At 42.0% G+C, this 26,723-nt stretch carries 23 protein-coding genes, 23 tRNA genes and 1 rRNA gene; 41 read left to right on the top strand and 6 right to left on the bottom strand.

Annotation, left to right across the window (positions count from 1 at the left end; all coding sequences use genetic code 11):
• From rrf to EV146_RS22435, 24 genes are all read left to right on the top strand, one after another.
• A 5S ribosomal RNA gene (gene rrf, locus EV146_RS22555) occupies positions 1-104 on the top strand; the annotation flags it as partial.
• Between the two features lie 40 nt (positions 105-144).
• Positions 145-219: transfer RNA gene (locus tag EV146_RS22550), tRNA-Glu, on the top strand.
• Positions 220-225: 6 nt separating this feature from the next.
• Positions 226-301: transfer RNA gene (locus tag EV146_RS22545), tRNA-Val, on the top strand.
• Between the two features lie 7 nt (positions 302-308).
• Positions 309-384: transfer RNA gene (locus tag EV146_RS22540), tRNA-Thr, on the top strand.
• Positions 385-396: 12 nt separating this feature from the next.
• Positions 397-472 (top strand) — tRNA-Lys (locus tag EV146_RS22535).
• Between the two features lie 11 nt (positions 473-483).
• Positions 484-568 (top strand) — tRNA-Leu (locus EV146_RS22530).
• Between the two features lie 8 nt (positions 569-576).
• Positions 577-651, top strand: a tRNA-Gly gene (locus tag EV146_RS22525).
• 10 nt (positions 652-661) lie between these two features.
• Positions 662-750 (top strand) — tRNA-Leu (locus EV146_RS22520).
• Between the two features lie 14 nt (positions 751-764).
• Positions 765-841: transfer RNA gene (locus EV146_RS22515), tRNA-Arg, on the top strand.
• A gap of 5 nt (positions 842-846) precedes the next feature.
• Positions 847-923, top strand: a tRNA-Pro gene (locus EV146_RS22510).
• 26 nt (positions 924-949) lie between these two features.
• Positions 950-1,025: transfer RNA gene (locus EV146_RS22505), tRNA-Ala, on the top strand.
• Between the two features lie 19 nt (positions 1,026-1,044).
• Positions 1,045-1,118: transfer RNA gene (locus EV146_RS22500), tRNA-Met, on the top strand.
• Positions 1,119-1,144: 26 nt separating this feature from the next.
• A tRNA-Ser gene (locus EV146_RS22495) sits at positions 1,145-1,236 on the top strand.
• 12 nt (positions 1,237-1,248) lie between these two features.
• Positions 1,249-1,323, top strand: a tRNA-Glu gene (locus tag EV146_RS22490).
• Positions 1,324-1,327: 4 nt separating this feature from the next.
• Positions 1,328-1,403 (top strand) — tRNA-Val (locus tag EV146_RS22485).
• Between the two features lie 10 nt (positions 1,404-1,413).
• Positions 1,414-1,487 (top strand) — tRNA-Met (locus EV146_RS22480).
• Positions 1,488-1,490: 3 nt separating this feature from the next.
• Positions 1,491-1,564, top strand: a tRNA-Asp gene (locus tag EV146_RS22475).
• Between the two features lie 123 nt (positions 1,565-1,687).
• A tRNA-His gene (locus tag EV146_RS22465) sits at positions 1,688-1,763 on the top strand.
• 10 nt (positions 1,764-1,773) lie between these two features.
• A tRNA-Gln gene (locus tag EV146_RS22460) sits at positions 1,774-1,848 on the top strand.
• Between the two features lie 53 nt (positions 1,849-1,901).
• A tRNA-Gly gene (locus EV146_RS22455) sits at positions 1,902-1,975 on the top strand.
• A gap of 3 nt (positions 1,976-1,978) precedes the next feature.
• A tRNA-Ile gene (locus tag EV146_RS22450) sits at positions 1,979-2,055 on the top strand.
• 15 nt (positions 2,056-2,070) lie between these two features.
• Positions 2,071-2,145: transfer RNA gene (locus EV146_RS22445), tRNA-Asn, on the top strand.
• Between the two features lie 14 nt (positions 2,146-2,159).
• Positions 2,160-2,250 (top strand) — tRNA-Ser (locus tag EV146_RS22440).
• A gap of 9 nt (positions 2,251-2,259) precedes the next feature.
• A tRNA-Arg gene (locus EV146_RS22435) sits at positions 2,260-2,333 on the top strand.
• Positions 2,334-2,708: 375 nt separating this feature from the next.
• On the opposite strand, the gene EV146_RS22430 is transcribed toward EV146_RS22435, so the two are convergent.
• Both EV146_RS22430 and EV146_RS27235 read right to left on the bottom strand, forming a co-directional pair.
• A complete protein-coding gene (locus EV146_RS22430) occupies positions 2,709-2,858 on the bottom strand; it encodes an aspartyl-phosphate phosphatase Spo0E family protein (RefSeq protein WP_132010978.1) in 150 nt (49 codons plus the stop codon).
• Between the two features lie 294 nt (positions 2,859-3,152).
• Complete coding sequence (locus tag EV146_RS27235; protein WP_199232707.1) at positions 3,153-3,368, bottom strand: helix-turn-helix domain-containing protein; 216 nt, start codon at positions 3,366-3,368, stop codon at positions 3,153-3,155.
• 963 nt (positions 3,369-4,331) lie between these two features.
• On the opposite strand from EV146_RS27235, the gene EV146_RS22420 reads away from it, so the two are divergent.
• Positions 4,332-5,375 carry a two-component system sensor histidine kinase NtrB gene (locus tag EV146_RS22420; protein WP_132010940.1) on the top strand — a complete coding sequence of 348 codons (1,044 nt, stop codon included), beginning with the start codon at positions 4,332-4,334 and terminating at the stop codon, positions 5,373-5,375.
• 222 nt (positions 5,376-5,597) lie between these two features.
• Positions 5,598-6,548 carry a site-specific integrase gene (locus EV146_RS22415; protein ID WP_132010938.1) on the top strand — a complete coding sequence of 317 codons (951 nt, stop codon included), beginning with the start codon at positions 5,598-5,600 and terminating at the stop codon, positions 6,546-6,548.
• A gap of 374 nt (positions 6,549-6,922) precedes the next feature.
• Here the strand turns inward: EV146_RS22415 and EV146_RS22410 are convergent, their stop codons facing one another.
• A complete protein-coding gene (locus EV146_RS22410) occupies positions 6,923-7,663 on the bottom strand; it encodes a VCBS repeat-containing protein (RefSeq protein WP_241994021.1) in 741 nt (246 codons plus the stop codon).
• 765 nt (positions 7,664-8,428) lie between these two features.
• On the opposite strand from EV146_RS22410, the gene EV146_RS22405 reads away from it, so the two are divergent.
• From EV146_RS22405 to EV146_RS22335, 15 genes are all read left to right on the top strand, one after another.
• Complete coding sequence (locus tag EV146_RS22405; RefSeq protein WP_132010934.1) at positions 8,429-10,036, top strand: alkaline phosphatase D family protein; 1,608 nt, start codon at positions 8,429-8,431, stop codon at positions 10,034-10,036.
• A 293-nt stretch (positions 10,037-10,329) separates the two neighbouring features.
• On the top strand, positions 10,330-11,208 hold the full coding sequence (locus tag EV146_RS22400) for a PHP domain-containing protein (RefSeq protein WP_132010932.1): 879 nt from the start codon (positions 10,330-10,332) through the stop codon (positions 11,206-11,208).
• Between the two features lie 24 nt (positions 11,209-11,232).
• Positions 11,233-11,865, top strand: coding sequence for a DapH/DapD/GlmU-related protein (locus EV146_RS22395; RefSeq protein WP_132010930.1), 633 nt, complete (start codon positions 11,233-11,235; stop codon positions 11,863-11,865).
• Between the two features lie 136 nt (positions 11,866-12,001).
• Positions 12,002-12,703 carry a GntR family transcriptional regulator gene (locus tag EV146_RS22390; protein ID WP_132010928.1) on the top strand — a complete coding sequence of 234 codons (702 nt, stop codon included), beginning with the start codon at positions 12,002-12,004 and terminating at the stop codon, positions 12,701-12,703.
• A 361-nt stretch (positions 12,704-13,064) separates the two neighbouring features.
• Positions 13,065-13,490, top strand: a complete 426-nt coding sequence (phnG, locus tag EV146_RS22385; protein WP_132010926.1) for a phosphonate C-P lyase system protein PhnG — start codon at positions 13,065-13,067, stop codon at positions 13,488-13,490.
• Positions 13,491-13,502: 12 nt separating this feature from the next.
• Positions 13,503-14,105: a phosphonate C-P lyase system protein PhnH gene (gene phnH, locus EV146_RS22380; RefSeq protein ID WP_132010924.1), complete on the top strand. Its 603-nt coding sequence runs from the start codon at positions 13,503-13,505 to the stop codon at positions 14,103-14,105.
• A complete protein-coding gene (locus tag EV146_RS22375; RefSeq protein WP_132010922.1) occupies positions 14,105-15,238 on the top strand; it encodes a carbon-phosphorus lyase complex subunit PhnI in 1,134 nt (377 codons plus the stop codon). The genes phnH and EV146_RS22375 overlap by 1 nt, the downstream gene beginning before the upstream one ends.
• On the top strand, positions 15,238-16,095 hold the full coding sequence (locus EV146_RS22370) for an alpha-D-ribose 1-methylphosphonate 5-phosphate C-P-lyase PhnJ (protein WP_132010920.1): 858 nt from the start codon (positions 15,238-15,240) through the stop codon (positions 16,093-16,095). Before EV146_RS22375 ends, EV146_RS22370 begins: the two co-directional genes overlap by 1 nt.
• A complete protein-coding gene (locus tag EV146_RS22365) occupies positions 16,095-16,940 on the top strand; it encodes an ATP-binding cassette domain-containing protein (RefSeq protein ID WP_132010918.1) in 846 nt (281 codons plus the stop codon). Before EV146_RS22370 ends, EV146_RS22365 begins: the two co-directional genes overlap by 1 nt.
• 36 nt (positions 16,941-16,976) lie before the next feature.
• Positions 16,977-18,155, top strand: coding sequence for a phosphonate metabolism protein PhnM (gene phnM / locus EV146_RS22360; RefSeq protein WP_132010916.1), 1,179 nt, complete (start codon positions 16,977-16,979; stop codon positions 18,153-18,155).
• 26 nt (positions 18,156-18,181) lie between these two features.
• Positions 18,182-18,883, top strand: a complete 702-nt coding sequence (locus EV146_RS22355; RefSeq protein ID WP_132010914.1) for a phosphonate C-P lyase system protein PhnL — start codon at positions 18,182-18,184, stop codon at positions 18,881-18,883.
• A 105-nt stretch (positions 18,884-18,988) separates the two neighbouring features.
• Complete coding sequence (gene phnD, locus EV146_RS22350; protein ID WP_132010976.1) at positions 18,989-20,029, top strand: phosphate/phosphite/phosphonate ABC transporter substrate-binding protein; 1,041 nt, start codon at positions 18,989-18,991, stop codon at positions 20,027-20,029.
• Positions 20,030-20,051: 22 nt separating this feature from the next.
• Positions 20,052-20,840: a phosphonate ABC transporter ATP-binding protein gene (phnC, locus tag EV146_RS22345; RefSeq protein ID WP_132010912.1), complete on the top strand. Its 789-nt coding sequence runs from the start codon at positions 20,052-20,054 to the stop codon at positions 20,838-20,840.
• Positions 20,830-21,615, top strand: a complete 786-nt coding sequence (locus EV146_RS22340) for a PhnE/PtxC family ABC transporter permease (protein ID WP_132010910.1) — start codon at positions 20,830-20,832, stop codon at positions 21,613-21,615. The genes phnC and EV146_RS22340 overlap by 11 nt, the downstream gene beginning before the upstream one ends.
• The gene (locus EV146_RS22335; RefSeq protein WP_132010908.1) at positions 21,615-22,487 is read left to right on the top strand and encodes a PhnE/PtxC family ABC transporter permease; all 873 of its coding nucleotides are present in this window, start codon (positions 21,615-21,617) and stop codon (positions 22,485-22,487) included. The genes EV146_RS22340 and EV146_RS22335 overlap by 1 nt, the downstream gene beginning before the upstream one ends.
• Before the next feature lie 1,409 nt (positions 22,488-23,896).
• On the opposite strand, the gene EV146_RS22330 is transcribed toward EV146_RS22335, so the two are convergent.
• From EV146_RS22330 to EV146_RS22320, 3 genes are all read right to left on the bottom strand, one after another.
• Complete coding sequence (locus EV146_RS22330) at positions 23,897-24,151, bottom strand: hypothetical protein (protein ID WP_132010906.1); 255 nt, start codon at positions 24,149-24,151, stop codon at positions 23,897-23,899.
• Positions 24,130-24,663, bottom strand: coding sequence for a GNAT family N-acetyltransferase (locus EV146_RS22325; RefSeq protein WP_132010904.1), 534 nt, complete (start codon positions 24,661-24,663; stop codon positions 24,130-24,132). The genes EV146_RS22330 and EV146_RS22325 overlap by 22 nt, the downstream gene beginning before the upstream one ends.
• A 393-nt stretch (positions 24,664-25,056) precedes the next feature.
• Positions 25,057-26,544 (bottom strand): alpha-L-arabinofuranosidase C-terminal domain-containing protein, encoded by a 1,488-nt coding sequence (locus tag EV146_RS22320; RefSeq protein ID WP_132010902.1) that lies wholly within the window; start codon positions 26,542-26,544, stop codon positions 25,057-25,059.
• Positions 26,545-26,723: the final 179 nt, after the last annotated feature.

The raw sequence follows: 26,723 nt of genomic DNA, 5'->3' as shown, positions 1-26,723 counted from the left end.
GGCGAGAAGGTCACACCCGTTCCCATGCCGAACACGGAAGTTAAGCTTCTCAGCGCCGATGGTAGTTGGGGGTTTCCCCCTGTGAGAGTAGGACGTTGCCAGGCTAGCCCCAATGGGGGTTTTTATTTTGCCTTTTTTAGTGTTGGCCCCTTGGTCAAGCGGTTAAGACACCGCCCTTTCACGGCGGTAACACGGGTTCGAATCCCGTAGGGGTCACCAAAAAATGGAGGATTAGCTCAGCTGGGAGAGCATCTGCCTTACAAGCAGAGGGTCGGCGGTTCGATCCCGTCATCCTCCACCATAAATGAGCCGGTTTAGCTCAATTGGTAGAGCAACTGACTTGTAATCAGTAGGTTGGGGGTTCAAGTCCTCTAGCCGGCACCATTTTTTTGGTCCGAGCCATTAGCTCAGTCGGTAGAGCATCTGACTTTTAATCAGAGGGTCGAAGGTTCGAGTCCTTCATGGCTCACCATCTTATAAATTGCGGGTGTGGCGGAATTGGCAGACGCACCAGACTTAGGATCTGGCGCCGCAAGGCGTGGGGGTTCGACTCCCTTCACCCGCACCAGTTATTTTGCGGAAGTAGTTCAGTGGTAGAATACAACCTTGCCAAGGTTGGGGTCGCGGGTTCGAATCCCGTCTTCCGCTCCATACTACTTCAGCCGGGGTGGCGGAACTGGCAGACGCACAGGACTTAAAATCCTGCGGTAGGTGACTACCGTACCGGTTCGATTCCGGTCCTCGGCACCAAATTTTTAAAAAATGCGCCCGTAGCTCAATTGGATAGAGCGTCTGACTACGGATCAGAAGGTTATGGGTTCGACTCCTTTCGGGCGCGCCATATTACGGGAAGTAGCTCAGCTTGGTAGAGCACTTGGTTTGGGACCAAGGGGTCGCAGGTTCGAATCCTGTCTTCCCGACCATCCAAGATTCTCGGATATATTATTTTGGGGCCTTAGCTCAGCTGGGAGAGCGCCTGCTTTGCACGCAGGAGGTCAGCGGTTCGATCCCGCTAGGCTCCACCATTTCTAAAATAAATAATTTGGCGGTGTAGCTCAGCTGGCTAGAGCGTACGGTTCATACCCGTAAGGTCGGGGGTTCGATCCCCTCCGCCGCCATAATAAAAATAACGTTCATGTTATATGGAGAGCTGTCCGAGAGGTCGAAGGAGCACGATTGGAAATCGTGTAGACGGTTACCGCTGTCTCAAGGGTTCGAATCCCTTGCTCTCCGCCATTATTTATATTTGGCCCCTTGGTCAAGCGGTTAAGACACCGCCCTTTCACGGCGGTAACACGGGTTCGAATCCCGTAGGGGTCACCATAATGGAGGATTAGCTCAGCTGGGAGAGCATCTGCCTTACAAGCAGAGGGTCGGCGGTTCGATCCCGTCATCCTCCACCATAAATATTATCGCGGGGTGGAGCAGTCCGGTAGCTCGTCGGGCTCATAACCCGAAGGTCGCAGGTTCAAATCCTGCCCCCGCAATCTGGTCCGGTAGTTCAGTTGGTTAGAATGCCTGCCTGTCACGCAGGAGGTCGCGGGTTCGAGTCCCGTCCGGACCGTATTTTTATTTCAGTAGGAAACTACTGTTGATATATTCAGTGGCTCAGTAGCTCAGTCGGTAGAGCAAAGGACTGAAAATCCTTGTGTCGGCGGTTCGAATCCGTCCCCCTCCACCATGTATGGCGGTTGTGGCGAAGTGGTTAACGCACCAGATTGTGGCTCTGGCACTCGTGGGTTCGATTCCCATCAATCGCCCCATTTAAATCATTGGGCTATAGCCAAGCGGTAAGGCAACGGACTTTGACTCCGTCATTCGTTGGTTCGAATCCAGCTAGCCCAGCCATTTTTCCGAATTGCAGTATAGATTGATTAATTGAAGAAATAATATTTAATTACGCGGGTGTAGTTTACTGGTAAAACCTCAGCCTTCCAAGCTGATGTAGTGGGTTCGATTCCCATCACCCGCTCCATAGGGGCCTATAGCTCAGCTGGTTAGAGCGCACGCCTGATAAGCGTGAGGTCGATGGTTCGAGTCCATTTAGGCCCACCATATAATCATTATTGTTCCGCAGTAGCTCAGTGGTAGAGCATTCGGCTGTTAACCGAACGGTCGTAGGTTCGAATCCTACCTGCGGAGCCATTTTTTTTTATTTAGGGGAAGTACTCAAGAGGCTGAAGAGGCGCCCCTGCTAAGGTTGTAGGTCGGGTAACCGGCGCGAGGGTTCAAATCCCTCCTTCTCCGCCATTTTATAATGCGCCTTTAGCTCAGCAGGATAGAGCATACGCCTTCTAAGCGTACGGTCAGAGGTTCGAATCCTCTAAGGTGCGTCTTAAAAATTTACATAGTATTGCGACAATAGTAGTTTGGCGCGCTCCTGCCATATTCAACAATAATTATTTTTAGATGATATTGTTACGGTTGCCCTTGATATAACGCCGACAGTAAAAAAGATCAGCTTTAATGCTGGTCTTTTTTACTGTTATTGTCAAAGCACTTAATAGATTATCCAAGCCAGGTTAGAAGTTACTTAATTACTCCATATCTCTTTACAGGACTGCCCCTTTAAGTTCAATATTCAATTTACCAAAAAAGGGTTAATCCCTCTGGATTAACCCTAGTTGAAGAAATTAAATAAAAAAGGTAAGAGCCGAAAAGACCTGCTTAAATTAAATCAGGTAACTCCTGATTACTGATTATAGCTCTCAAGAGACGTCAATAATTATATTAATATCATTATTTGAGCAAAATTTCATATGTTTAAGTATTAACTCGTCCAGTTGTTGACTGTATTTTATCGTTTCTTCACTTACAAAACCTTCATTCTTTGCGGAATCCATCATTTTGGTCTTCATCCTATTTATACAACCGATAAGCGGTGATTTAGATTCACACTCACATATATTCATACCTTAAATCTCCCATGTAAAATAATAGACATAACTTTAATTATAATACAGTTTTTCCTTGTTTGTTAATTTAGCTTCAAAACTAAAAAAATTATAAGATAACCTAAAATCCCTCACTCATTAAAAGAGGCAGCCTTTTTTCAGGCTTTAGCGGTTTTTAGTCCCAAACAATTGAGCATTAACAATATGGCCATTTTTTGGATGTCTAAAAAAGCTTTCCGTCCTTTCGAGAAGAGAGGATTAACTTTTAATTAATTCTTCAAGTGTTACTCCATAAAAGTCAACAAGCTTTTTAATGGTAGTCATTCTATGATCCCCAATATTATTTTCAATACGGCTGATAGTAGCAACCTTCATATTAAGAGCATCCGCAACTTCTTTCTGAGTGAGATTTTTCATGAACCTTAACATTCTCAACTTATTTCCTATATTGTTAGTTAGCATCCTTTTAATCATATCCTCATTTAAATTCCACGTTATAACCAATTCTGTTATATCTTAATTAAAATCGACTTTACGCTCATAGTATCTATCAAAATCAACTTTCCGGCAGAACATGTAGTTGAGGTGTTCTTCCTATCTTTGGGAAAATACCCTTAATCATTTATGTCTCGATATCAAAAATGGGGAATTCAATGCTAATCTTTCCCTCCAACAGCATCGATTCTACAAAATCATAAAGCACTGCCATGTTACTATCTTCATTCATTGTTTTGGAAAGCGATACGGTTTCCTCAATAGGTTGATCGGCAGCAGATTGTCGCTAAGTTTTGTTGCCTATCTCGTCACTAGTAACGGATATGGTACGGCCAAAGGTTGCAGATTGTTTAAAATCGTGATGCGTTTTATAAATTAGAAAAAATATTATTCCTTTTCACCAGTTATAACAACTTCTCTATAAAAGTTGTATTTCCTTTTGAATAGTTTTTATGTTTCTAAAAATTATTTTACAGAGCCAAGTAAACTTTACAGTCTGGCTATCATGCTATTTACTATTCGGGTGATCCTTTCACGAAACATAGGAAAAAGAGTGGGAAAAATTTTCTTCCATCCAATCACGGCAAATAATAACTTATACTGTTTACCCTCATTGTTGGTAACAACGATTTCTAAAAGATATAGTGGGAGTGTGATGTACGATGTATGACCATATTTTATAACCGCAGTATGTTAGGAGTCCGAGAAGCAAGTTGTTATTTTATTACTAAATAAAAAGAGAACATTAGGAGATGATCAAGTTTGATGAGTAATGGGTCTGTACACAAGGAAGGAAAAAACCGGTTGGTAATGGTAATGGTTATTCATTATGTAATTATGAATTAATTAAGAATATTATTGTTAATTAAAGGAAACTGTTTTTGTTATAGTTCTTTCTTGATAGAATGTAGTTATTCTCAAACTATAAATGGGTGGTATATTTTGCAATTAAAAATTGAATCTGTTGACATTGATTTTCACCAATTGGTTAATAATTCCCTTAATGCCATTTGGATTGTGGGAGAAGAAGGTAAAATTTATTACTGCAATAGGGCATGTTTAAAATTATTAGAGGTATCTTCCTCTGAAAACATATTATTTCAAAATCTATATATATTTCTCCCACCTGACATTCATGAAATCTGTAAAGATCGGTTAAGAAGGGTACTGGAAGACAAAGAAACATTAGATTTGTTTGAAACGAAAATGATAAGAAGCGATGGAGAAATGATTGACGTTGAAATTAGGACTGTACCTTGTACTTTTGAAAATAAGGTCTTTGCTCAAGTCGTCATTCATGATATTACCCACCGTAAGAAAGCGGAAAAGCTCTTAAATGATCAGGGGAAATTGGCATCAATCGGCCAAATATCGGCTAGTATTGCACATGAAATCAAAAATCCATTAACTTCTGTAAAGGGATTTTTGCAGCTTTTAAAAGAGTCCCAACCACATTATTATCTGGATATAATGGAATCCGAACTAGATAAAGCACTAGCCACACTACAAAATCTCTTGCATGTATCAAAGCCAGATTTATTTGAGGAACCTCTCGTCCCCATTGAATTATGTAAAGAACTGGATTCACTATTATTTTTATTTCAAGAAAAACTTTATAACGTAAAAACGGAATTAATTTTTAGGGATTCTGAAAGAGTAGTAGTTGGAAAAAGAAACCTGTTGCTAAAAGCCTTCTTTAACCTGATAAAAAATGCACTCGAGGCAATCATTGAAAAGGGTGATATCAAAATAGAACATTATTATGAGGATGGATTCATTAATATTAAAATTTTTGATACTGGGGTAGGAATTTCAGAAGATATACTAAAAAAGCTGGGAACACCTTTTTTGACTACCAAGACCGAAGGAACCGGCCTTGGGCTAACTCAAGTATTCACCACTATACATGAACATGGGGGCACTATCTCCGTACAAAGCGTAATAGGAGAAGGGACGGTCTTTCATGTTCAACTTCCTTGTGACTAATACCTCGTGCTACGGCGTCTCGGTTCTTATACTTAATTATTAATAAGAATTTATTTTTGCGACAGGAGGGACTGTCGTCTTTTTCTTGGGTGTATATCTTAAATGCTTGTCTGAGAATTATATTTACATTATTTTACTGAATACTTTACGGAGCGTGTAACTAGCGATAATATATAGTTATCAATAGTCAGAATAGATTGGATATTTAAAGGAGGGCTAGTCATGCTCGTGCCTGAAAATGAACAATTACCAACCACTGAAAAAGCAAAGTTTGAAAAGATAAACTCTTATATCCATAACGCTAAAAGCAAGAATACACAAAAGAGCTATGCAGCGGATTGGAAGCATTTCACGGAATGGTGCAAGGTGAACAACCGTAATCCACTACCGGCAAGTGCAGGAACCCTTTGCCTTTATCTATCCGACCTTGCCGAAACCCACAAGTATTCTACTCTGAGAAGACGTGTTTCGTCCATTAATATGGCGCATAAATTCAAAAAGCATCTTCCACCATCCCAGCACATAGAGGTCCAGGCATTAATGGAAGGAATCAAGCGGGAAAATGGAACGCAGCATGAACCGAAAAGGGCATTGATGCTGCAATTCATACCAGAATTAATGAATAAGATTGATACTTCAACTCTAATTGGGATCAGGGATAAAGCCATCCTTTTGCTGGGGTTTGCCTTGGCCAGTCGCAGGTCGGAGTTGGTGGCCATCAATATAGAAGATTTGGATGTCAATGATTTTGGAATGGATGTCCGGATCCAGGATACCAAAACGAAACAAGACGATTTAATAAAAGCGGTAGTGTTTACCCAAAATGAATTTTGTCCTGTCAAAGCTACCCAGGAATGGATCAAAGGAGGGGGAATCACTTCCGGTGCTTTATTCCGAGCAATCGACCGGCACGGAAATGTCAAAGATCGGTTAAGTGATCAATCCATCTCTCTTATTCTAAAGAAATATATCGGAGAACTTGGTCTGGATGTAAATGACTTTGCCGGACATAGCCTGCGGAGCGGGTTATCGACCAGTGCCGCCATGATGGGGATGACTGAGATTGCCATTATGAAACAGACCGGCCACAAATCCAGAGAAATGGTGGACCGTTACGTTCAGGCTGGCTTACGATATAGGAACAATGCTAGTAGTATTTTAAAAGAATTATAGAGGGATTTTTTGTTATGTCGAACCCCTTTCGAAAGGGGTTCTGAAACACTTTGAATAATCAAAAATTATATACAAATAACTTGTTGGTCGTATATAATTTTGGTTGACTTAGAGTTAATTATTAACAGAGAGTCATTAATACAGTTGTGTAGGTAGAAAGGAAAAGATTTAATCAAACGATTGAATAAAATAGATTTGAAATTGATTAGAAATTAATAATATAAATAAAATAATTAGTGGAACACAGATGAAAAGAACTCTCGTAAAGAAACTACTCTGTGCACAATGAAAAATCCAAACTATATGGCATTCCCCAAAAAAATTGACCATGTTCAGATGCAGAAACAATCAGCTTTCAAAAGCCAAACCCTTAGTTAAAATTCACCCCCAAAGATAATTATATTCCTCCTTTCGGTACTAAACACTTGGCCGTTCCACTTCAATACATTCAGTACATATCCAAGTGAGTCTGCATTATACCTGCCGGCTATTCTTTGATAGGATTCCAGCTCATATGTGCCATCCCTATTAAAATCAACCGGGTATAATCCAGATAACGGATTTACCCATCCCTCTATCGGAGCCTTCAAATCTCCATTCTCGTTATAAATATCATTTAAATAATTCTTACCCTTATAAGTAAGATCAAGAACATACTTTTCTCCTAGTTTTTGATTGATCACAAATGCCTTATATTGATCTTGATAGGTCACACTGTAGTTAGAGTTTTCATTAAATGTATCGGAATTAAATATTTGCCTCATTTGACCGTTGATATTAGAAAATATATACGAATAAATAGCCCCGCCGCTACCTCCCGTATCAATGACCACTAAGATATCATCCACTTTGTTACCTGTAAAATCACCAAGAAACAGTGTCGGATTGTACCCAGCGTTATTGTTAAAGGCGATTTGTTGAAGGTGGTTTGTTTTCCCGTTTTGAATGGACAGAGTTATATTTTTCAAAAATGGACTATCTGGGGTTTTATATGCAGTAAGAAAAACATGGTCAATGATACCGTCGCCGTCAATATCACCTCTCTTTGCAGCCACAATTGAAGGACTGTTTGGATTATTTTCCCTTGTCAGGTCAGAATTTAATTTCGCTTTCATTTCCAACAGCCTCTGCCTTAGAGGAAAAGGATTGGGGAACCACAATGCTTTATCAACCGATTGCCTTGCTTGATTTATTAATCCCGCCCTTACCTGTGCATCAGCCAAAAAGAACCAATAATAAGGATCGTTCGTTTCCTGTGCTCTTGTGTGATAGTAATCGATTGCTCTTCTGAGTAAATACGTGTCCATAGTAACCCGCCTTCCTTATTCTCATATGGATTATATGCACTAATGTCATGTAGGAAGCCTGCTTAACTTGAAGGTACTACCCTAACTAAGTATCAGAACAAGCGGCAATTGGGAATGGCCACTCAGTTGATTTTGTTCCGCAGGGAGGGGAAGCTTCTTATTTCTAGCTTGGCAATTAACGAGCTGCAATATCGCCGGAGCCATTTACATAGTCCCAATTTCAACGCTTAGAAGTTCTTTCTCATCCAAGACGGGAAGGCATACCCCTGCCTAAGCTGTTGGAAGGTGTGAGTATTACTTATTAAGTGGGGAGTAAGTTCTGGAATTAATTCAGCAATATTAACAAGCGTTTTATATGATTTTCAATTTTTTTATGTGGAGCAGTTATCACGTAGGTCATTATCAATATTGGTATTTAGGTGACGTTAATTTTGTTACCTATATTTACTACAATATTAGATAGTTATAGATTCTGTATGTTTTCGGTAAATTAGATCCTCAACTCTTAGGTGATATGTTTTTATAAAAGTGTGAATTTTTGTCACAAATATACATAATCTTAGGAGTGGAAAAATGAGATACGAAAAATGGTTACAAGATTTCAACGCGAAAAAATTGAACAGGAGATCTTTTTTAGAGACATCCGGGAAAGCTGCTTTTGCTGCTACGCTAAGCCTTACCATTCCCTATTCGTTGTCAAAAAAGGGCGTGGAAGCTTCTTTCACTTTTAATGAGTATCCTTTTACTTTGGGTGTAGCTTCAGGTGACCCATTACCAGATGGAGTCGTCTTATGGACAAGACTGGCTCCTAACCCTACTGCTGCCGATGGGTTAGGCGGGATGGTGGACAAAAATATTCGTGTCGAGTGGGAAATTGCGGAAGACAAAAAATTTACTAAGGTGATCAAACGGGGTACGGAAGTCGCGATGCAAGAGTTCGCCCATTCTGTACATGCAGAAGTACATGGCCTGAAACCGGGAAGGGAGTACTATTATCGGTTTAAAGCGGGAAATGAGTTAAGTCCCGTTGGGAGGACAAAAACAGCTCCGGCAAGAGGGGCACACCTAGATCGTCTATCTTTTGCCTTTGCTTCTTGTCAATCCTGGGTTGGGGGCCGCTACTCTGCATACCGGGATATGGCTCAGCAAGACCTTGATCTGGTTTTCCATCTTGGTGATTATATTTATGAAAAAAGAGACACTGCAACCCTTGCCGATTTCCGAAACCAGCATGCCCTTTATAAAACCTCACCGGATTTACAAGCTGCCCATGCAGCTTTTCCCTTTATCGTGACCTTCGATGATCATGAGATAGAGAATAACTGGGCAAATAGCATTTCACAACCGGACGGTGAAGAATCAAACCAAGACTTCCTTGCACTGCGTGCTGCAGCATTCCAAGCATATTACGAACACTTACCACTAAGGCTTCGATCAAAACCACATGGTTCTGACATGATTCTCTACCGTCAATTCACTTATGGTAATTTAGCGGATTTTAACGTCTTGGATACACGTCAATACCGGGATAACCAATTGAGTGACGGATTCCCAGGTGCTCCACTTCATCCCGATGCATCGAGTCCTTCCAGAACAATGATGGGGTCAAAACAGGAAAAGTGGTTATTAAAGAATCTTGAAAACTCGCATGCTCGTTGGAACGTGATTGCCCAGCAAACCATTATGGCCCAGTTTGATTATGATCCCGGTTCGGGCATAAGCGTCAATCATGACCAGTGGGATGGTTACACCGCTGAGCGTGATCGTCTATTAAGGTTTATACAAGAACATCGCCCTTCAAATCCGGTTGTTTTGGCCGGAGACTGGCACTCCAGCTGGGTAAACGATTTAAAGGCAGACTTTCGTAATCCTCATTCGGAAACTCTTGCAACTGAATTCGTGGGAACTTCAATCAGTTCAGGTTGTGGATGGAAAGGAAATGTTGAGGCCGCACTTCCAGCCAACCCGCATGTAAAGTTTTTCAATGGCGATTTACGAGGATATGTAAAATGCCAAGTAACACACGATAGGTGGAAAAGTGATTACCGTGTAGTTTCTGCACCAGGTGATGCGAATGCAAATGCTTTTACCATGACCACTTGGGTGGTTGAGAACGGAAAACCAGGAGCAATTGAAGTAGGAACCTCAAATTATAATAAGATAGGTTTGGCCATCAAGTAAAAATAGTTTGTTTAGCATAAAGACCACCCCAACTCTAATATAAAAAACCTGAAATCAAGATTTTCAGGTTTTTTCTTTACACTGCTAAGTATTTGATTCTTCTTACCCTAATTGGTGTTTCAATCATAATGAAAATGGTGTAGGATCATCCCTGCAGAGGAATTGATTACTACTCATTAAGAGTTTAAATCGTACCATGCAGTTTACAAACCTATTATTAGAAATTTACATTGCTTTAACCTTCCTATCTTGGCACCAAGTTATCCTAAAGAAAAAGATAGGGAGGTTCCTTTATGAAGAAGATAGAGCTTCATTGCCACACCAATATTTCTGATTGCCCGTTGTCAATAGACCAAGTTATGGAGCTGGCAGTTGAACAAAAAATCGGCCACTTGGCCATTACCAATCATGATACAACTAAAGGGCTAAGGGAAGCAGTAGGAAAAGGGATTGAATACGGGATTGAAGTCATACCAGGAATAGAAATCTCGGCATTTGATTTTGACAGAGGGCGGAGGGTTCACATTCTTGGATATTTTGTAGAACCTGGACACGAAGCGATTGAAACACTATGTGAACCTATCGTCGAAAAAAGGCATCGTGCCTCAGAGGAAATGGTTCATCATTTGAACAAGTCTGGGTATTCCATCACATGGGAACGGTGCCTGGAACTGGCTAAAGGAGGAACCGGTGTATATAAGCAGCATATCATGCATGCACTGATAGAATCCCAATATACGGATTCCATATATGGCCCGCTATACAAAACATTGTTTAACCGCGGGCAAAATGGAGAAAAGCCGGGGATTGCGTTTATCCCGATGGAGTATGTCGATGCCAAAGATGCTGTCAACGCTGTGTGCCAGGCAGGGGGAGTCCCGGTGCTTGCTCATCCCGGTCAATATGGAAATTTTGAAATGGTCCCTGCTTTAGTAGAAACTGGGTTGCAGGGAATAGAAGTGTGGCATCCCCTTCATGATGAAAAGCATGAGGAAGAGGCTAGAAGGCTAGCAATCAAACACGGTCTTATCATGACAGGTGGTTCGGACTTTCATGGGGAATACGGTGAACAGCCAGTCCAGTTGGGCAGCAAATGTCCTGGAATTGAAACATTGGCAGCATTACATGCAAGGAAAGCTTTGAATAATAAGAGGAGAAACATAGGGGTTTAATGATGTTAAGGAGCTGTTCACTTCATGCAATATATATATAAGCCAATGCCAGAACCCAAGCTCTCAAAAACACCCAGCATTGATGATTCCAGTTTGATCATCGATAGCCATGCTGGGGAATGGACCTCCCTTGGGGCCAATAACAAAATCATTGAATCTACTTTCGGAGACTATACATACACAATGGATGAAGTCACAGTCAACTACACGGAAATCGGAAAGTTTTGTTCCATTGCTTCTCACGTATGCATCAACCCGGTTCAACATCCCATGGACCGTGTAACCCAGCACCATATGACTTATCGGAAGGTGGCCTATCATTTTGCGGAGAGTGATGATAAAGACTTCTTTGATTGGAGGCGCACACAAACCGTTAAAATTGGCCATGATGTATGGGTCGGGCATGGAGCGATTATCATGAAAGGGGTGGAAATCGGTACGGGGGCCGTCGTAGGTTCGGGGGCCATCGTAACAAAAAATGTAGCGCCCTACACGATAGTCGTAGGGGCACCTGCCAAACCAATAAAAGAGAGGTTCCCGGCGGCAATAACGAATAAATTGATGGATATTGCCTGGTGGGATTGGCCAAGGAAAAAGCTTGAGGAGCATTTTGACGATCTTAATGATATAGAACTTTTCATAAAAAAACACGGCTGATCTCTGGAGTCCTAACGTAATGTTGGGATTCTTTTTTTTGAAGGATAACGAGATTCGATTAACTTAACAAAGGTTTAACGTCCTTTTTATATTTTAAAGATATACTCGAATTAGTTTAAGAAAGGGGACGTATGTTATGGGCGAGAAAGCTTTGTTGGTAGATAAGATCATTGAAGAAATTAAGGGTGGAAAATATAGACCACATGATAAACTCCCATCGGAAAATGAACTGGCGGATCAACATAAGGTTCCAAGGATGGTGGTTCGAAAAGCGTATGAGCGACTGCAGGAACTAGGATATATCTTTTCGAAACAAGGCAAAGGCAGTTTTGTCCAAAATCAAAAACTCCAAATTCCACTGATATTGACTGGTGACGTCAGTTTCACCGAAAAAATGCAGGAAATGGGTTATAATTTCGAAACGAAAAACATCTACTGTGAACAAATCGAATACGACGCATCCATTTATCACTCTTTAAAAGCCTCTCAGCATGATATTGTGTTCAAAATTGGACGATTGCGTATTGTAGACGGCTGTCCGATTGCGGTGCATGTTTCCTATGTGAAAGAAACCGTTTTCCAGGATATTGGCCAAACAGGAAAATCCATCACCTCCATGTTTCAATATTACAAAAGCAAAGGATACGCAGGCTTCGGTCCAATGAAAACACAACTCAGTGTCGTTTTCCCTAATGAAGCGGAACGAAATCTCTTGAGATGCTCCAGCTTGATTCCTCTATTGTTCCTGGAATCAGGTTGTATGGACAGGAAAACGGGGACCGTGCTTGAGCATTCAAAAATCTTCTATCGGAGCGATTGTTTTACATATGTTATCTGACTTGTCGTACGAAAATAGGATGTTATTTCAAAACGGCTATTGGGCCGGTTTTTTTGTATTCCAACCCCATTTGTATAAGTCAAACAACTCAAGGAACAAACCAAGGTTGCTGCCATTTCGGTTGTTTCTTGTCTACTTAAAATTCCCTCATTGATTAATCCTACCTATAAAAATGTATATTGTTTCCAACCATGAGCCTTGAATCCCACATTGCACCTCGAGTTATTACCATCTCCCTTCTATGGGGAAGAACTTCATATCCGTTTACAAAATCCAAACAAAATTAACGGTTCCTTTACGTGCACTGACTTGGCAACAAGATAGATTAAAGGTGTAAGAAAAAGAGAGATGGAGGCACTAGATGAAGAGGAAACGTAGAACCGAAATCTTAATAAAAGGATCCCGAATATTACCTGAACAGATGACTCATGAAGTGGAACGAGGTTATCAGGTAAAGATCATCCAGGAGCCAGAAAACGGCCTCGTCATGCTGAAGGTGAGAGAAACTTCGCAAAAAAGCTTGTTTTATCTTGGCGAGGTTCTAGTGACTGAGTGCAAAGTGCAGATTCAGAATCATATTGGGTTGGGGGTTGTGTCAGGGGATGAGCCTCAACTTGCCTACCAGCTTGCCGTGATTGATGCAGCTTTCGAAGGAGAGTTTCCGGAGACAAAAACATGGCTGGATTTGCTTGAAACAGAAGAGCAAAATATCCTTGAAATTCAAAAATCAATGGACTCTTCAATTTTAAGAACAAAGGTCAGCTTTGAAACAATGGATGTTGGATAAGGAGGAGAAATTTTGAAGCTAGATGTAGTACACGACCTTCAGTCTGTCTATCGAAAAGTAGTAAATGCAACTTCCAGGCCAGGAATGATCTCTAATTTAAGCGATGAAGCCTTATCAGTTGAAAATATACCTGTTCAATGCGCTGCTTCCATTTGGGTTTTGGCTTTGACTTTATTAGATCAGGAGGTTACGTTCAAGGTTTACTCCGCTCAAGCTGAGAAAGCTTCCAGGGCAATCAATCAACTAACCTATGCAAAACCAGTGGAGATAAATGAAGCTGACTTCATATTCGTCCTCTCAGATGCGGAGGAAGGGTCACTTGAAGAAGCGATTGAATTGGGGAAGCACGGTACATTAATGAATCCACACAATTCAGCAACCATCATTGTCGAAGCAGAGAACGTCAATGATGGGGTTGAACTTCTTTTGAGCGGTCCTGGGATTCAAACATCGACGTCCGTAAATGTCTGTTTAACCGGTGATTGGATTGCAAGCCGAAATCAAAAAAACAGGGAATATCCGCTCGGGATTGACTTGATGATCATCGATAAAGAGCATCAGCTTTTATCGTTGCCTAGAACTACGCAAATTATCGAAAACAGGGTGGTTGTCTAATGGGATACGTAGCCGTTAAGGGTGGAACCCGTGCAATTGAAGAGTCGATCAAACGACTAAAATATGAAAGAGTTTGCCAAGGGCAGGCTGTCGAGGTGGGTCAAATTGAGGCTGGTTTACGCGGACTTGTTGACCAGGTGATGTCTGAAAGCAGCCTGTACAACGAAAAGTTGGCTTCCTTGGCCATCAAGCAGGCCGAAGGAAATCCTGAAGAAGCGGTCTTTCTTTTAAGGGCTTTTCGCTCCACATTACCTAGGAAACATTATTCCCAGGTCATTGAATCCAACGAGATGAAGGTCGAAAGAAGGATTTCCGCAAGCTTTAAAGACATTCCGGGGGGACAGATCCTTGGAGCCACCACGGATTATACCCATCGTTTACTAGACTTTGGCCTATTGTCTGAAAGCAATCAGCAGGTTCAGGAATGGCTGCATCGCTTTCAGGAAGAATGCCACATAGAGCAGGATTCAACTTCCTCGCCCTTGACGTTGCCAAAGGTACTGGATTACCTGCGGTCGGAGGGTTTGATCCCGCCCTGTGAATGCAAGAATGATGAACCGGATGATGTGACAAGGGAGAGCCTTGAATTTCCCTCAAGCAGAAGCCAAAGGCTGCAAATCTTGACTAGGGGGCAAACCGGAGCGGTTACATCTCTTGCCTATGCAGTGATTAGGGGATATGGCGCCTTGCATCCTACCGTTGGGGAGCTGAGGGTAGGCAAACTGCCTGTATACATAAGTCATCCATACGAAGAGGGGGATGAGGAGGACGGATATTACATAGGGGACGTAAAGGTCACCGAAGTGGAAATGCTCATGCCTGTAACGGTTGAGAAAGAATACGGAAAGAAGGAAATGGAATTCGAGATTGGCTACGGCATTTGCTACGGACAAAACGAGACGAAAGCGATTGGGATGAGTATCCTGGACAACTGTCTGGAAAACCCTCATCTTGGCTACCCAAGCCATGATGAGGAATTTGTCCTCTATCACATTGATTCCGTGGAGTCTACCGGGTTTATATCCCACTTGAAAATGCCTCATTATGTGACCTTCCAATCAAAGCTCGACAGTGTCCGGAAAACCAAGAAACAGGATGAGGAAGCGAAGGAAAAACAAGAGGTGAAAAGCTAATGAATACCGCATATAATTTTGCATTTTTTGATGAAGGCTCCAAGCGGGAAATCAGGAGGGCTACCTTAAAAGCAATCGCGATTCCGGGCTATCAGGTTCCTTTTGCCTCCAGGGAGATGCCGATTGGACGGGGCTGGGGAACCGGGGGGCTGCAGCTGACCCTTTCGTTAATCGGGAAAACAGATGTCCTGAAGGTGATTGATCAGGGATCTGATGAATCAGTCAACGCCGTTAACATTAAGAAGCTGGTGAGGGATACAACGGGGGTGGAGATCACCGAACTTACAAGGGAAGCCACCCTTATCCAGTCAAGGCACCGAATTCCCGAAGTACCACTAAACAAAGACCAGATTCTCATTTTGCAGGTTCCGATTCCTGAGCCGCTGCGATTCTATGAGCCACAGGAAAGTGTAACCAAAAAGCATCATGCAGAAAAAGAGTATAGCGGCGCATGGTTGATGCTGTTCGAACAAATCATTAAATATGGAAGCATGACGACGGGGGCGGACCATCCTGTCATGGTTCACGACCGGTATGTGATGGCACCGAGTCCCATTCCGCGTTTTGATAATCCAAAAATGAATCACAGTGAAGCGCTCATTCTCTTAGGTGCTGGCAGGGAAAAGAAGGTATACGCAATCCCACCGTATACAAAAGTGGTTTCCCTTGATTTTCATGACTATCCGTTTGAGCCGGAAACCTTCCAGGATAAGCAGTGCCGGTTATGTGGGTCAACAGGCGTCTTTTTTGATGAGCTAGTGGATGAAACCACGGGTGGAACGGTCTATCAATGCAATGATACAAGCTATTGTATCGAGACATTAAACAGTGTTGAAGCATTAGGGGGTGTGAAGTAATGGCTGGTTTTGAATCGCCGGTTATATCGGTTAAGAATTTGAGTAAACAGTTTGGGCCGGGCTGCAGCAACTGTCAGGGTGCCCGATCAGAGAACCTGATAAAAAATTATTGCCAGGTCTGCGGAACGGTGTATGCCTGCAGGGATGTATCGTTTGATGTCTTTCCGGGGGAGGTTCTGGGAATCGTCGGGGAAAGCGGCAGCGGGAAGTCCACTCTCATGCAATGCCTTTATTTCGATCAGGATACAACCAATGGGGAAGCCTACCTGGCAGCCTATCAAAATGGAGAGGAAAATCTCTTCAAGCAGTCTTCCCAGCAAAAGCGTTACATTCGGAACCATGTCATGGGAAAGGTCTATCAAAATCCCATCCTGGGATTGAAGATGGATTTCTCATCGATTGGGAATATTGCCGAAAAGTTGATCAGTGCCGGTCACCGGAAGGTCTCTTTGATGGAAGAAAGAGGGACGGAGCTCCTGGATAAAGTGAACATTCCTGTCCATCGAAGAAAAGAAGCACCCAAAAATTTTTCAGGTGGCATGCAGCAGAGGGTTCAAATAGCCAAGGCGCTATCCAATAATCCCCCGCTGCTATTGCTTGACGAGGTAACCACAGGGCTGGATTTGTCGGTCCAGGCAAGCGTCCTTGATTTAATCAAAGGTCTCCAGAGGGAGTTGAATATAAGCATTGTTCTTGTTTCCCACGACCTCGGGGTCATACGGATGCTGGCCGATAGAACCATGGTGATGCTGGAGGGAAGGGTGATCGAACAAGGCCTGACCGATCAGATCCTTGAAGATCCACAGCACCAGTACACCCAACAGCTCGTCCATTCTCTTCTATGAAAATGTAATGCTATGAACTATTTAGGGGGAAGATCAATGTTCGTCATCACTAATGGGAAGTTAATAACCAAGGACGTTATCCTACAGGGTTATGATCTTTTAATTGAAGGGGACAGAATCGCACGGATTGCCCCTAAGGGAGAGATCAAGTTTACGGAAGAGATGGAAATCATCGACGCTGAGGGAGGGTATGTCTCGCCGGGTTTCATTGATATTCACTCTGACTATATCGAGCATATGGCAGCACCGCGCCCTACATCGCTCATGAATTTTGAGCTTAGCCTGAGAGAAACGGAAAAAGAGCTCATTTCGCATGGAATCACGACAATGTTCCACTCCCTTTCCTTGTATAAAGCCACAGAATATGCCTATAAGCCAATCCGGGAACCGGAAAATGTCCGGAAATTAATCGATCTGATCCAGCAGACCCATCAAATGAAACATCTGGTCCGGCATCGTTTCCACGCCAGGTTTGAGATTGATAATGTCGACGAGATTAACAATCTTAAACAGTATATTGCCGAAAAAAAAGTCCATTTGGTTTCATTTATGGACCATACACCCGGCCAAGGTCAGTACCGCCATCTCGAGATATACAGAAACACGGTTAAAAGCTATAACAACATAAGTGACTCCTCAATTGACGTCCTAATTCGTAATCACCAGACAAAAGAGAAACTATCCATTGAAGATATGAAGGAAATCGCCCAGCTTGCGCACGACCATAACATTGGGGTAGCCTCGCATGATGATGATTCCCTTGGAAAGCTTGAACTGGTCCATGGCTTTGGTACGACCATAAGCGAGTTTCCAATCACCCTTGAGGTGGCACACAGAGCAAAGCAGCTGGGGATGTATACGATTGCGGGTGCTCCCAATGTCCTGCTTGGCGGATCCCATAGCGGCAATCTATGTGCAACGGAGGCGATCCAAAATGATTGCATAGATATCTTGTGCAGCGATTACTATCCGGCCTCTATGCTTCATTCGATTTTCGAATTGGCAAAGAATCATGAAATGGACCTTGCAGAAATGGTGAAGCTTGTGACAATCAATCCGGCAAAAGCGGTGAAAATGGACCATGACATTGGTTCCATAGAGGAAGGGAAAAAGGCAGACCTTCTGATTATCGAAAAATTGTCAGATGATTTTCCTGTGATTACCTCTGTATTTGTTGATGGAAAGCTGATTCAGAAGACCAATTATCGCATTTAACAACATTAAAACGAGCAGGTGATACGATGGAAAACCTTTTAGAGATTAATGACTTGTCCAAATCCTTCGAGCTTCATAACCTGGGAAAACATATTCATGCCGTAGGCGGGGTGAATATCCATTTAAAAGAAGGTGAGTTTGTCGGAATCACCGGAAAAAGCGGGAGTGGGAAATCTACGATTTTAAAATGCATTTATGGTACATACAGACTAAAGGAAGGGAGCATTTTTTATAACTCCAGTAAATTGGGACCTGTCAATTTAGCTCAGGTGTCGGAACGGGAAATGCTCCACTTGAGAAAACATGAGATAGGGTATGTGTCCCAATTTTTGAATGTAATGCCGAGAACAACGGCCAGGCAGCTTGTAAAGCAGGCCATCCTCGAAATGGGGGGAGAACATGAATTGGCTGATAAAGAAACGGAGACGATCCTTTCTCATTTTGAATTGGATCGGGAGTTATGGGACAGCTATCCGACCACTTTTTCCGGTGGGGAAAAGCTTAGGCTCAACATAGCACGTGCCATGGTGAAAAAGCCTAGGCTGCTTCTCCTCGATGAACCCACCGCCAGCCTCGACCAGGATTCCAAATGGAAAGTAAAACTTCTGATAGAGCAGCTGATGAAGGAAGGAACAACGATGCTCGGGATCTTTCATGACCTCGAGTTCATGAACGATTTATGCGACAGGGAGTATAACATGCAAAATGGCACCCTCACCTTCTGCTAGTTTTACCAACACTTAATAAATACTAATCTTGCTTTAATAATAGATTGATATCTACTCGTTATAGTAAAAAAGGACTGAAAACAAAAAAAGCGAGAGGGGATTATGATGAAAAAGGCAGGTTTGATCTTACTTACGTTCTTGATAGCAGTTATTTTTGCAGGATGTTCCACTTCCGCCAATTCGGAAAACAACAAGGGGGATGATACCCTTACAATTGCCTGGCTTCCAAATGAATCTGGAGCAGATCTTGTCGAGGCCCGTGAAGAAATTGGAAAAGTAATCGAAGCAAAGACAGGAAAAAAGGTGGAGCATCAGACAACAACGGACTATATCGTCGCCATTGAGGCCATCGCAAATGGCAATGCCGATCTGGCATTCCTAGGAGCCCAAGGATATATAGAAGCACACAATAAAAATGAAAAGGTTCTTCCAATAGCGGTGGCAACGGGACCATCCGGCACACTGGAGGATGCTGTGTATAACAGCTGGCTGGCTGTTCAATCAAAAGATGCAGATACGTATAAGAATGGGGATGAATTCTCGATTGATCCGATTCAAGGGAAGAAATTTTCCTTCGTCTCCAACAGTTCGACTTCAGGTTTCAAAGTCCCCTCAACCGGGATTGTCGATTACTTTAAACAAGAAGGTGAATATGGGGATTTGACGCCAGAGGACCTGCTTGAAGGGGGAGAAGATAAATTCTTCAGTGAAGTTTTATATGGAGGGTCCCATCAAGGGTCCGCGGTCAACCTCCTGACCGAGAAGGCAGACGTGGCAGCATTCTGTGATACCTGTGTGAACAATTATGTCGAATTGGCTGATGGAGAAGAGAACAAGACCGGTGCGGTCTATAAAGTGAAGGAAGATGCAGCAGAACCTTTTAATACCGTTGCCGGGAAAGAGTTCACGCTTATTTCGGTAACCCCCGTCCTGAACGCACCGTTCGTTGTGAATACAGACAATGTTAAGGAAGAAGATCGAAAGAAGCTACTTGAGATCATGACATCGGATGAGATTGCCAATAATGAAAAAATCTTCGTACCGGAGGAGTCCGAATTCTCGGGGTTGTTCAAGAAGACGGATGCCGAGCGTTTAGTGGAAGTCCAGGATGGCTGGTTTGATCCTATCCGGGAACTTGCGAAATAATCTAGGTGAGGAGAGTTGACTGATGGCAGCTTTATTGGAAGTGAACCATGTATCCAAGCAATTTGGAAAAGACACAAAAGCTTTAAAGGATGTTCACTTCTCTGTTGCAGAAGGAGAGTTTGTTTCAATCATTGGTCCTTCGGGGGCAGGGAAGTCGACTCTCCTGCGCTGTATCAATCGGATGGTTGATGCGACAAGCGGAGAAATTATCTTTGATAACCGGAACGTGCTGGACCTCAAGAAAAAGGAGCTAAAAACGATCCGCACAAAAATAGGGATGGTCTTCCAGCATTATAATCTGGTGAACAGGCTGAGCGTGATTGAAAATGCGCTTCACGGAAAATTAGGGAACAAGTCAGCATTGGCTGGTGTACTGGGTTTGTACAGCATAGATGAAAAGGAAGAAGCCATGAAGATTTTAAATGCCTTAGGCTTAGCCGATTTAATCTATAAGCGTGCAGACCAATTGAGCGGGGGACAAAAGCAGCGGGTGGGAATTGCCCGGGCTCTCCTTCAAAATCCGCGCATGCTTCTATGCGATGAGCCTATTGCCTCATTGGACCCAGGCTCTGCAAAAGTCATAATGGATCATTTAAAAAACATCTCAACCAATTGGGGTATCACCATCCTGGTTAATCTCCATCAAGTGGATGTTGCCTTGAAATATTCTGATAGGATCATTGGCATCAATAATGGACAAGTCGTTTACAATGGCTCACCTAAAAACCTGACGAAAGATGACATCCAGCTCATTTACGGGTCAGAAGCCGAAGATCTTATATTCGATGTAGGTGGCATCCATGCGAGCTGATTACTTTGCTAAGAAGAAACGAAATACACTGAGTGTCCTGCTCATTCTTACTGTCATCACTCTCGTTTCCATTTTTATTACTGAATACAACGTTGTAAAAGGGATTACTTCTGTTCCCACTGCCGTTCAATGGGCGTTGAGTAACTTCTATCCCACCAAAGAGTCGTTAAGTAAACTGCCTGATATCCTGGAAAAGCTTAAAGAGACGCTTTTAGTTTCCATTGCTGCATCAACAGTAGGGGCCGTATTTGCCTTGTTCTTTTCAATCCTAGGGTCCAATACAACTGGGGTAAATCCATTAATTAAAAGTGTTTGCCGAAGCATTGCGACTTTTTTTCGGAACATTGATGTGGCCGCCTGGGCAATGATTTTGTTATTTTCGTTTGGTCAGAGCTCATTGACAGGATACTTCGCCTTGTTTTTCGGTTCCTTTGGGTTTTTAACAAGAGCCTTCACAGAAACAATCGACGAGGCTAGCGGGAGCTCAGTGGAAGCGCTGAAAGCCACTGGTGCCGGTTATCTATCGGTCATTTTCCAATCTGTCATTCCTGCGAGTCTGCCACAAATGATCAGCTGGGTTCTATTCGTGATTGAAACGAATATCCGAAGCGCCACCTTGATCGGGCTGCTTACCGGATCGGGAATAGGGTTTACGTTTAACTTGTATTATAAAAATTTAAGCTATGATATTGCGAGCCTTGTTGTGATTGTGATTGCCTTTACCATCCTTTCCATAGAATTTGTATCAAATTATGTTCGGAGGGCGATTTTGTAATGGAAGCAAATGAACAAATGACCAATGTTTCTTCGGCAACCGATCCATTCCTCAAGCCTTATCCGGATAAACGGCTAAAATCAAGAGCGTGGAATAAATCACTTGTTGTCATGAGGACAACACTTCTCCTGTTAACGGTATTAACGGTATACGCCTTCGTGAGCTTTGATTACAAAGAAGTGGATTTCAAAGAAGCTGCCTTGGGGACGTTGACCAATATCAAAGTGATGTTCCTCGAGCCCCATCTGAAGCATTTTACCTTTCTCCAAGCAGTTCACCAGGTCTTTGTGACTCTAGGTCTCGCTTTTCTGACTACGTTGTTTGGAGGCTTGATAGCCGTCCTGTTAGGCTTACTAGCGGCTGAAAATCTTTCCTCAAGGCGAGTATCTCTTTTGATCAAAGGATTAGTTTCTTTTATCAGGGCAGTACCAACCGTTTTGTGGGTTTTGATCTTCGCCGTGGCAGCCGGCCTTGGAAGCGTAGCAGCCGTGATTGGGATGACTTTTCATTCCGTTAGCTACCTTGTAAAAGCTTATTCTGAGTCTTTTGAAGAGCTCGACAGGGGAGCAATAGAGGCTCTGCAAGCCAGTGGGGCAAACTGGTGGCAGATTGTCTTTCAAGCTGTGATTCCTTCCTCCCTCACCTACATGATTTCATGGACCTTTCTGCGATTTGAAATCAACTTTGCCGTCGCCGTTGCAATGGGCGCTGCAGCCGGTGCAGGAGGGATTGGCTTTGATATGTTCATGGCAAGCAATTTTTACTTGGATATCAGGGAAATCGGAGCAATCACTTATTTTATCCTCATCCTTGCCATCCTTCTAGAAGTTTTCGGAGCGGGATTAAAAAAGAAACTAAAAGTAAATGGGTAACTCTCGTAAAACAAACTGGCTGGATGCTCCGGCCAGTTACTTTTTTGAGAAGATAAAATATTTAGTCGGGTCCTTTCAGATGGAAGCATATTATGTAATGGTGCTAGGCAACAACATTGGCACTCCCAGCCCTTGCCGAAAATCGGCCTTTTCTAATTTACACAGCTATAATAAAAATTAACAATCTATTAAATACTGTTTAAAGATACTCAAACACTTCTTAATTATAATTGTTTTGTAAATATTAGAAAGAATGACTACATATTGTTGACAGCGCTTTCGCTCCTGAAGCAAAAACGAATAATTTGAATGATCAGCATTGGTTGCATCTAAATATGTTCCACCCTAAAGAAGACGCTGTTCATTGACATTGTTTTTTTAGTAGATTGGATTTACGGATAAAGACTTTAGAAATAATTATTTTCAATAGGGAAATTTTTCTTGGATAGCAATTAGGGGTGTATGTATAATGAAACACACAATTGAAACAATCACAGCGTTTCAATTATTAAAGTTTTTAAGTTCTGTCAATCGATTAAACATGCTAAGACTACTATTGGACGACGAAAGAACTGTCAATGAAATGATGGTCTTCCTTAACCTTGGGAAAAAAAGTGTCAACTTGGATATTAACAGGTTGAAAAGGGCGAGAATGGTCAACGTAAAACGCAGAGGACAGGTTAATTTTTATTCTCTTAATCCCGATTTTAAATATATTGAATTTATTAAATGTTTAATAGACTATTTACCCTGTAAAGAAATTAAATTGAAAATTTAAAGATCAATTTAAATGCTGCTAAAAAGACTTAGTGCCCATCGGAAAATTCGATGAGAATAGTACCCGTATTCCTAAACACGGGAAAATTATAAGATGTCCCATGTGTAGTTTTCTATTTTCATTTTAGGGTCAGTAATACAGAAGAGAGGAAGGGAGAAGCTAATTTTAAGAGGTAGCAAATGATCAGCTCATAAGGATAAAAAAACAAGAGATGAAGGGGCTGCAGAATTTCCACATGGAAACTTTGCAGTCCTTTGTTAGCCCAGCTGGAGGGAAAAAGCCAGTTTTAGGGATATGGAACGACCCCCTTTTTAACAGTAATCTGTACCCTTCGAGCGAAAATTGCAAGCGGACGGCTGAAATGTATTGGAGAGAATGGATGGACGGATCATGACTTCACCGATATTTGGTATCTGAGATCACCAATCGGCGGTTACGGGGATGGTAAAGCTTTAAAAATAAGCCTTGTAAATGCATACCAATATCTTTCCTAGGATCATTGCCATACTTGTACCAAACCCTATAATCAGGGCAATTCTACGTATTTTACATACTTAAATTAAGGTTCTTGTAACAAAAAAAGTCCCAAAAGTTATACTTTTGAGACAGCCTCTTAATTATAAAAGCGATTTTAATAAACTAGAAATTGTTCCATTTCTTCTTTACTAAGATCACGGGGGGTGATTCCTTTTTCTCTACAGTATTTGTCTAGGGCTCTTATTCTAACCTTCGGGGCTTCAGGGCTTGGTGGGAATGCAAAAACACCATCAGGAAATGCATTATCAAATTTTTCAATTTCTTCACGCAACATAGTATCACTCCTTTTTAGAGTATACCCGTTTTGTGCTTGTTTCAATACAGTTCTCAAATTTGCTTTGGCGACCATAAGACACCTCCTGGAAAATAAGTTTTCACAAGTTTTTGGGAAGCAATATCGTTAAACATATACTGCTGACCGAATGTATGAATTGCCCCCATGCTTTCATAAAAAGGAAACTTTGATGTTTTAGAAGTTAAACCTACAAAACCATCAAAACCCTTATCCAGACTATACTGGCAAGCAAACGCGATTAAACACCGGCCTACACCTTTATAATTTCTCCGCAAGTTAGGAATTCCTTTTATTATTTTTTTATTGATTGGGGAAGATTCCACTATGTCGATATCAATACACATAAAGTCTGGATCATGGTTTTGTTTCAGAGCAATTAACCCTTCTACAAAGTCATGATTAGATTGGGTAACTAAGCCAAAGACTTCAAATTCATGTGAAATCGGATGAAGCCAATTAAAATCCCATCCATTGTCGGGTAAATAAGTATTCTTTTTAATTTCAGCCCGGTCAACTTTACGAAAATAAAACTCAACTTCTTTGTTGGTTGTTAAATCTATCAGCATTTTAAAATCTCTTTCTTTTCCATTATATATATTATATTATACCATAAATTTATCTATCCTTAGTGTTACCATTAGTTCTCTTATAAAGGTTAATTATTTTTAAGCTTTAGCTGGGCCTTTCTTTAGACTAAGCATTTGGAGGTTATTATTATGCTACCTAAACTAGATTGATTGGTGGCAATGGAAAGCGGGCAGGGGGGAACTCTATAAACAAAGTTAATTTAACTCCACGAATATGCGACGGAAAGATTAAGGGGTATTGAGCATAGCCTTAAAAAAACATATAAAAATTGATGATGGGTTAGTGAAGGCCCAGCCTGCCTTTCAGTCAGCGAAGGGACCTGTATTTACGGTCTCTTCGCTGTTTAATTTCTCAATGAACCAAAGATATCTTTACTTTATTACCAAGACGTTCACTGAATGGGGCAGGATTTCAACTTCAAGATTTGATTGCATATCCAACTTTAGAGGCTGTTCAATGGTTCGAACCCGTTCTTTTCCGATATCATTATAAGCGTCTTTCGAATCTCCAATCACACTGTAGAATACAGCACTTGAATACTGGATTGAACTGTCAAACTGAATGGATACCGTTTCCACTCTGTCAGGATGGCGATTAACCAAAGCAATCCGTAAATTTTCACTTCCCGAACGTTTGGTGGCGATCGCATCCAAAAACGGGATGCGAGTGGTCTTATTGGCCTTTTCCAGGAGGAAGTTGGAATCCTCCGACATCCAAGAGTCGATGATGATATCCCCAAGGTAACGAGTATAGAGTTCATACACAAAATAAGTCGGTCTCAAGACAATTCCTTCGGGATGAGTAAAGATCGCTCCTCTTGTATTGACAGTGGGAGAGAAATTGGCCATTCCCACTACATCACTATGTTTGAGACATTGGTTTAAAAAACAAGCTGTAAACACAGCATCAGCCATTGTATAGCTTGAGTTGATATCATTTTTATCCCTAGGGGTTAAATAATCATCCGTTCCCGAGTTCACATGCGGATGGTGCCAGCCCCGAAGATTCCATTCATCAAAGGAAATACGAATTTTTCCTAAATAGCCAAGTGAGCCAAGGATATATTTCGTCTTTAGTATAGGCTGCTCGATGTCCATTGTATACGCGATACAAGTCTCGTAATCTGATAAATCGTTTACGTTATGCAGTTTATCCCAATAGTCATGAATCGAAATCCAATCGAGATATTGTCCAGCTTCACGAAGGAGATCCAGATTCCAATCCAAATCTGAAATACTCGCTGCCATGAGCTCAATGGTAGGGTCCACACGCTTCATCATCTTGGCCGATTCCCTAACGAACCGTCCCCATTCCTTAACATCCTTGGCTCCCATTTCCCAGTCGCCATAATTTTCATTCCCAATGCTCCAATATTTTACGTTATAAGGCTCGGGATGGCCATTTTCAATACGGAGCTTCGCCCATTTCCCTTCGGATGGAAGGTTACAATATTCAACCCAATCGCTCATTTCCTCAGCAGAACCTGTCCCAGCATTGGTACATATATAAGGCTCGGCTCCAAGCAACCGGCAATACTCGATGAATTCATCCGTTCCGAAGCTATTCGGCTCTTCTACCCGCCAGGCTTTGTCAAAATAAGGCGTCCGTTGTTTTCCTATTCCGTTTTTCCAGTGGTAGGCAGAAACAAAGCATCCACCAGGCCAGCGTATAATCGGCACCTCGATTCTTTTGAGCGCTTCCAAAACATCCTGGCGAAAACCACTGCTGTTCGAAAATGCTGAGTCCGGATCAAAAATTCCTCCGTAGATTTGGCGATGAAAATGCTCCAGGAAGTGACCGAAAATTTTCTTATCTCTTTTGCTAAGTTCTCTCCTTGAATTAATTTCTAATTTAGCCACAAATCTCACACTCCTTACCCTATAAATACGAGTAAGTCATGCAATCTCCTTCTTAAAAAAAGTCAATGGGATGGAAATATAATTTAATTGGTTATGTAAATACATCGGCTTCCTCCAATTCATTAGTATCTATGAAGGAGTAAAAGGAAAGAAATCCTATAGTGGTGAAGTCTATTTTT

The sequence above is a fragment of the Mesobacillus foraminis genome, assembly GCF_004340465.1.
Taxonomy (GTDB): domain Bacteria; phylum Bacillota; class Bacilli; order Bacillales; family Cytobacillaceae; genus Mesobacillus_B; species Mesobacillus_B foraminis.
Note: the sequence above shows the minus strand (reverse complement) of the source record. Positions and strands in the feature narration are given on the sequence as shown.

What these genes read in the sequence shown, in the direction of transcription:
- EV146_RS22335 (WP_132010908.1), top strand. Translation starts at nt 21,615, where the DNA reads ATGGAAGCAAATGAACAAATGACCAATGTTTCTTCGGCAACCGATCCA.
- EV146_RS22330 (WP_132010906.1), bottom strand. Translation starts at nt 24,151, where the DNA reads ATGGTCGCCAAAGCAAATTTGAGAACTGTATTGAAACAAGCACAAAAC.
- EV146_RS22355 (WP_132010914.1), top strand. Translation starts at nt 18,182, where the DNA reads ATGGAAAACCTTTTAGAGATTAATGACTTGTCCAAATCCTTCGAGCTT.
- EV146_RS22370 (WP_132010920.1), top strand. Translation starts at nt 15,238, where the DNA reads ATGAATACCGCATATAATTTTGCATTTTTTGATGAAGGCTCCAAGCGG.
- EV146_RS27235 (WP_199232707.1), bottom strand. Translation starts at nt 3,368, where the DNA reads ATGATTAAAAGGATGCTAACTAACAATATAGGAAATAAGTTGAGAATG.
- EV146_RS22340 (WP_132010910.1), top strand. Translation starts at nt 20,830, where the DNA reads ATGCGAGCTGATTACTTTGCTAAGAAGAAACGAAATACACTGAGTGTC.
- EV146_RS22395 (WP_132010930.1), top strand. Translation starts at nt 11,233, where the DNA reads ATGCAATATATATATAAGCCAATGCCAGAACCCAAGCTCTCAAAAACA.
- phnD (WP_132010976.1), top strand. Translation starts at nt 18,989, where the DNA reads ATGAAAAAGGCAGGTTTGATCTTACTTACGTTCTTGATAGCAGTTATT.
- EV146_RS22365 (WP_132010918.1), top strand. Translation starts at nt 16,095, where the DNA reads ATGGCTGGTTTTGAATCGCCGGTTATATCGGTTAAGAATTTGAGTAAA.
- EV146_RS22405 (WP_132010934.1), top strand. Translation starts at nt 8,429, where the DNA reads ATGAGATACGAAAAATGGTTACAAGATTTCAACGCGAAAAAATTGAAC.
- phnG (WP_132010926.1), top strand. Translation starts at nt 13,065, where the DNA reads ATGAAGAGGAAACGTAGAACCGAAATCTTAATAAAAGGATCCCGAATA.
- phnC (WP_132010912.1), top strand. Translation starts at nt 20,052, where the DNA reads ATGGCAGCTTTATTGGAAGTGAACCATGTATCCAAGCAATTTGGAAAA.
- EV146_RS22410 (WP_241994021.1), bottom strand. Translation starts at nt 7,663, where the DNA reads ATGAAAGCGAAATTAAATTCTGACCTGACAAGGGAAAATAATCCAAAC.
- phnM (WP_132010916.1), top strand. Translation starts at nt 16,977, where the DNA reads ATGTTCGTCATCACTAATGGGAAGTTAATAACCAAGGACGTTATCCTA.
- EV146_RS22400 (WP_132010932.1), top strand. Translation starts at nt 10,330, where the DNA reads ATGAAGAAGATAGAGCTTCATTGCCACACCAATATTTCTGATTGCCCG.
- EV146_RS22390 (WP_132010928.1), top strand. Translation starts at nt 12,002, where the DNA reads ATGGGCGAGAAAGCTTTGTTGGTAGATAAGATCATTGAAGAAATTAAG.
- EV146_RS22325 (WP_132010904.1), bottom strand. Translation starts at nt 24,663, where the DNA reads ATGCTGATAGATTTAACAACCAACAAAGAAGTTGAGTTTTATTTTCGT.
- EV146_RS22375 (WP_132010922.1), top strand. Translation starts at nt 14,105, where the DNA reads ATGGGATACGTAGCCGTTAAGGGTGGAACCCGTGCAATTGAAGAGTCG.
- EV146_RS22430 (WP_132010978.1), bottom strand. Translation starts at nt 2,858, where the DNA reads ATGAAGACCAAAATGATGGATTCCGCAAAGAATGAAGGTTTTGTAAGT.
- EV146_RS22415 (WP_132010938.1), top strand. Translation starts at nt 5,598, where the DNA reads ATGCTCGTGCCTGAAAATGAACAATTACCAACCACTGAAAAAGCAAAG.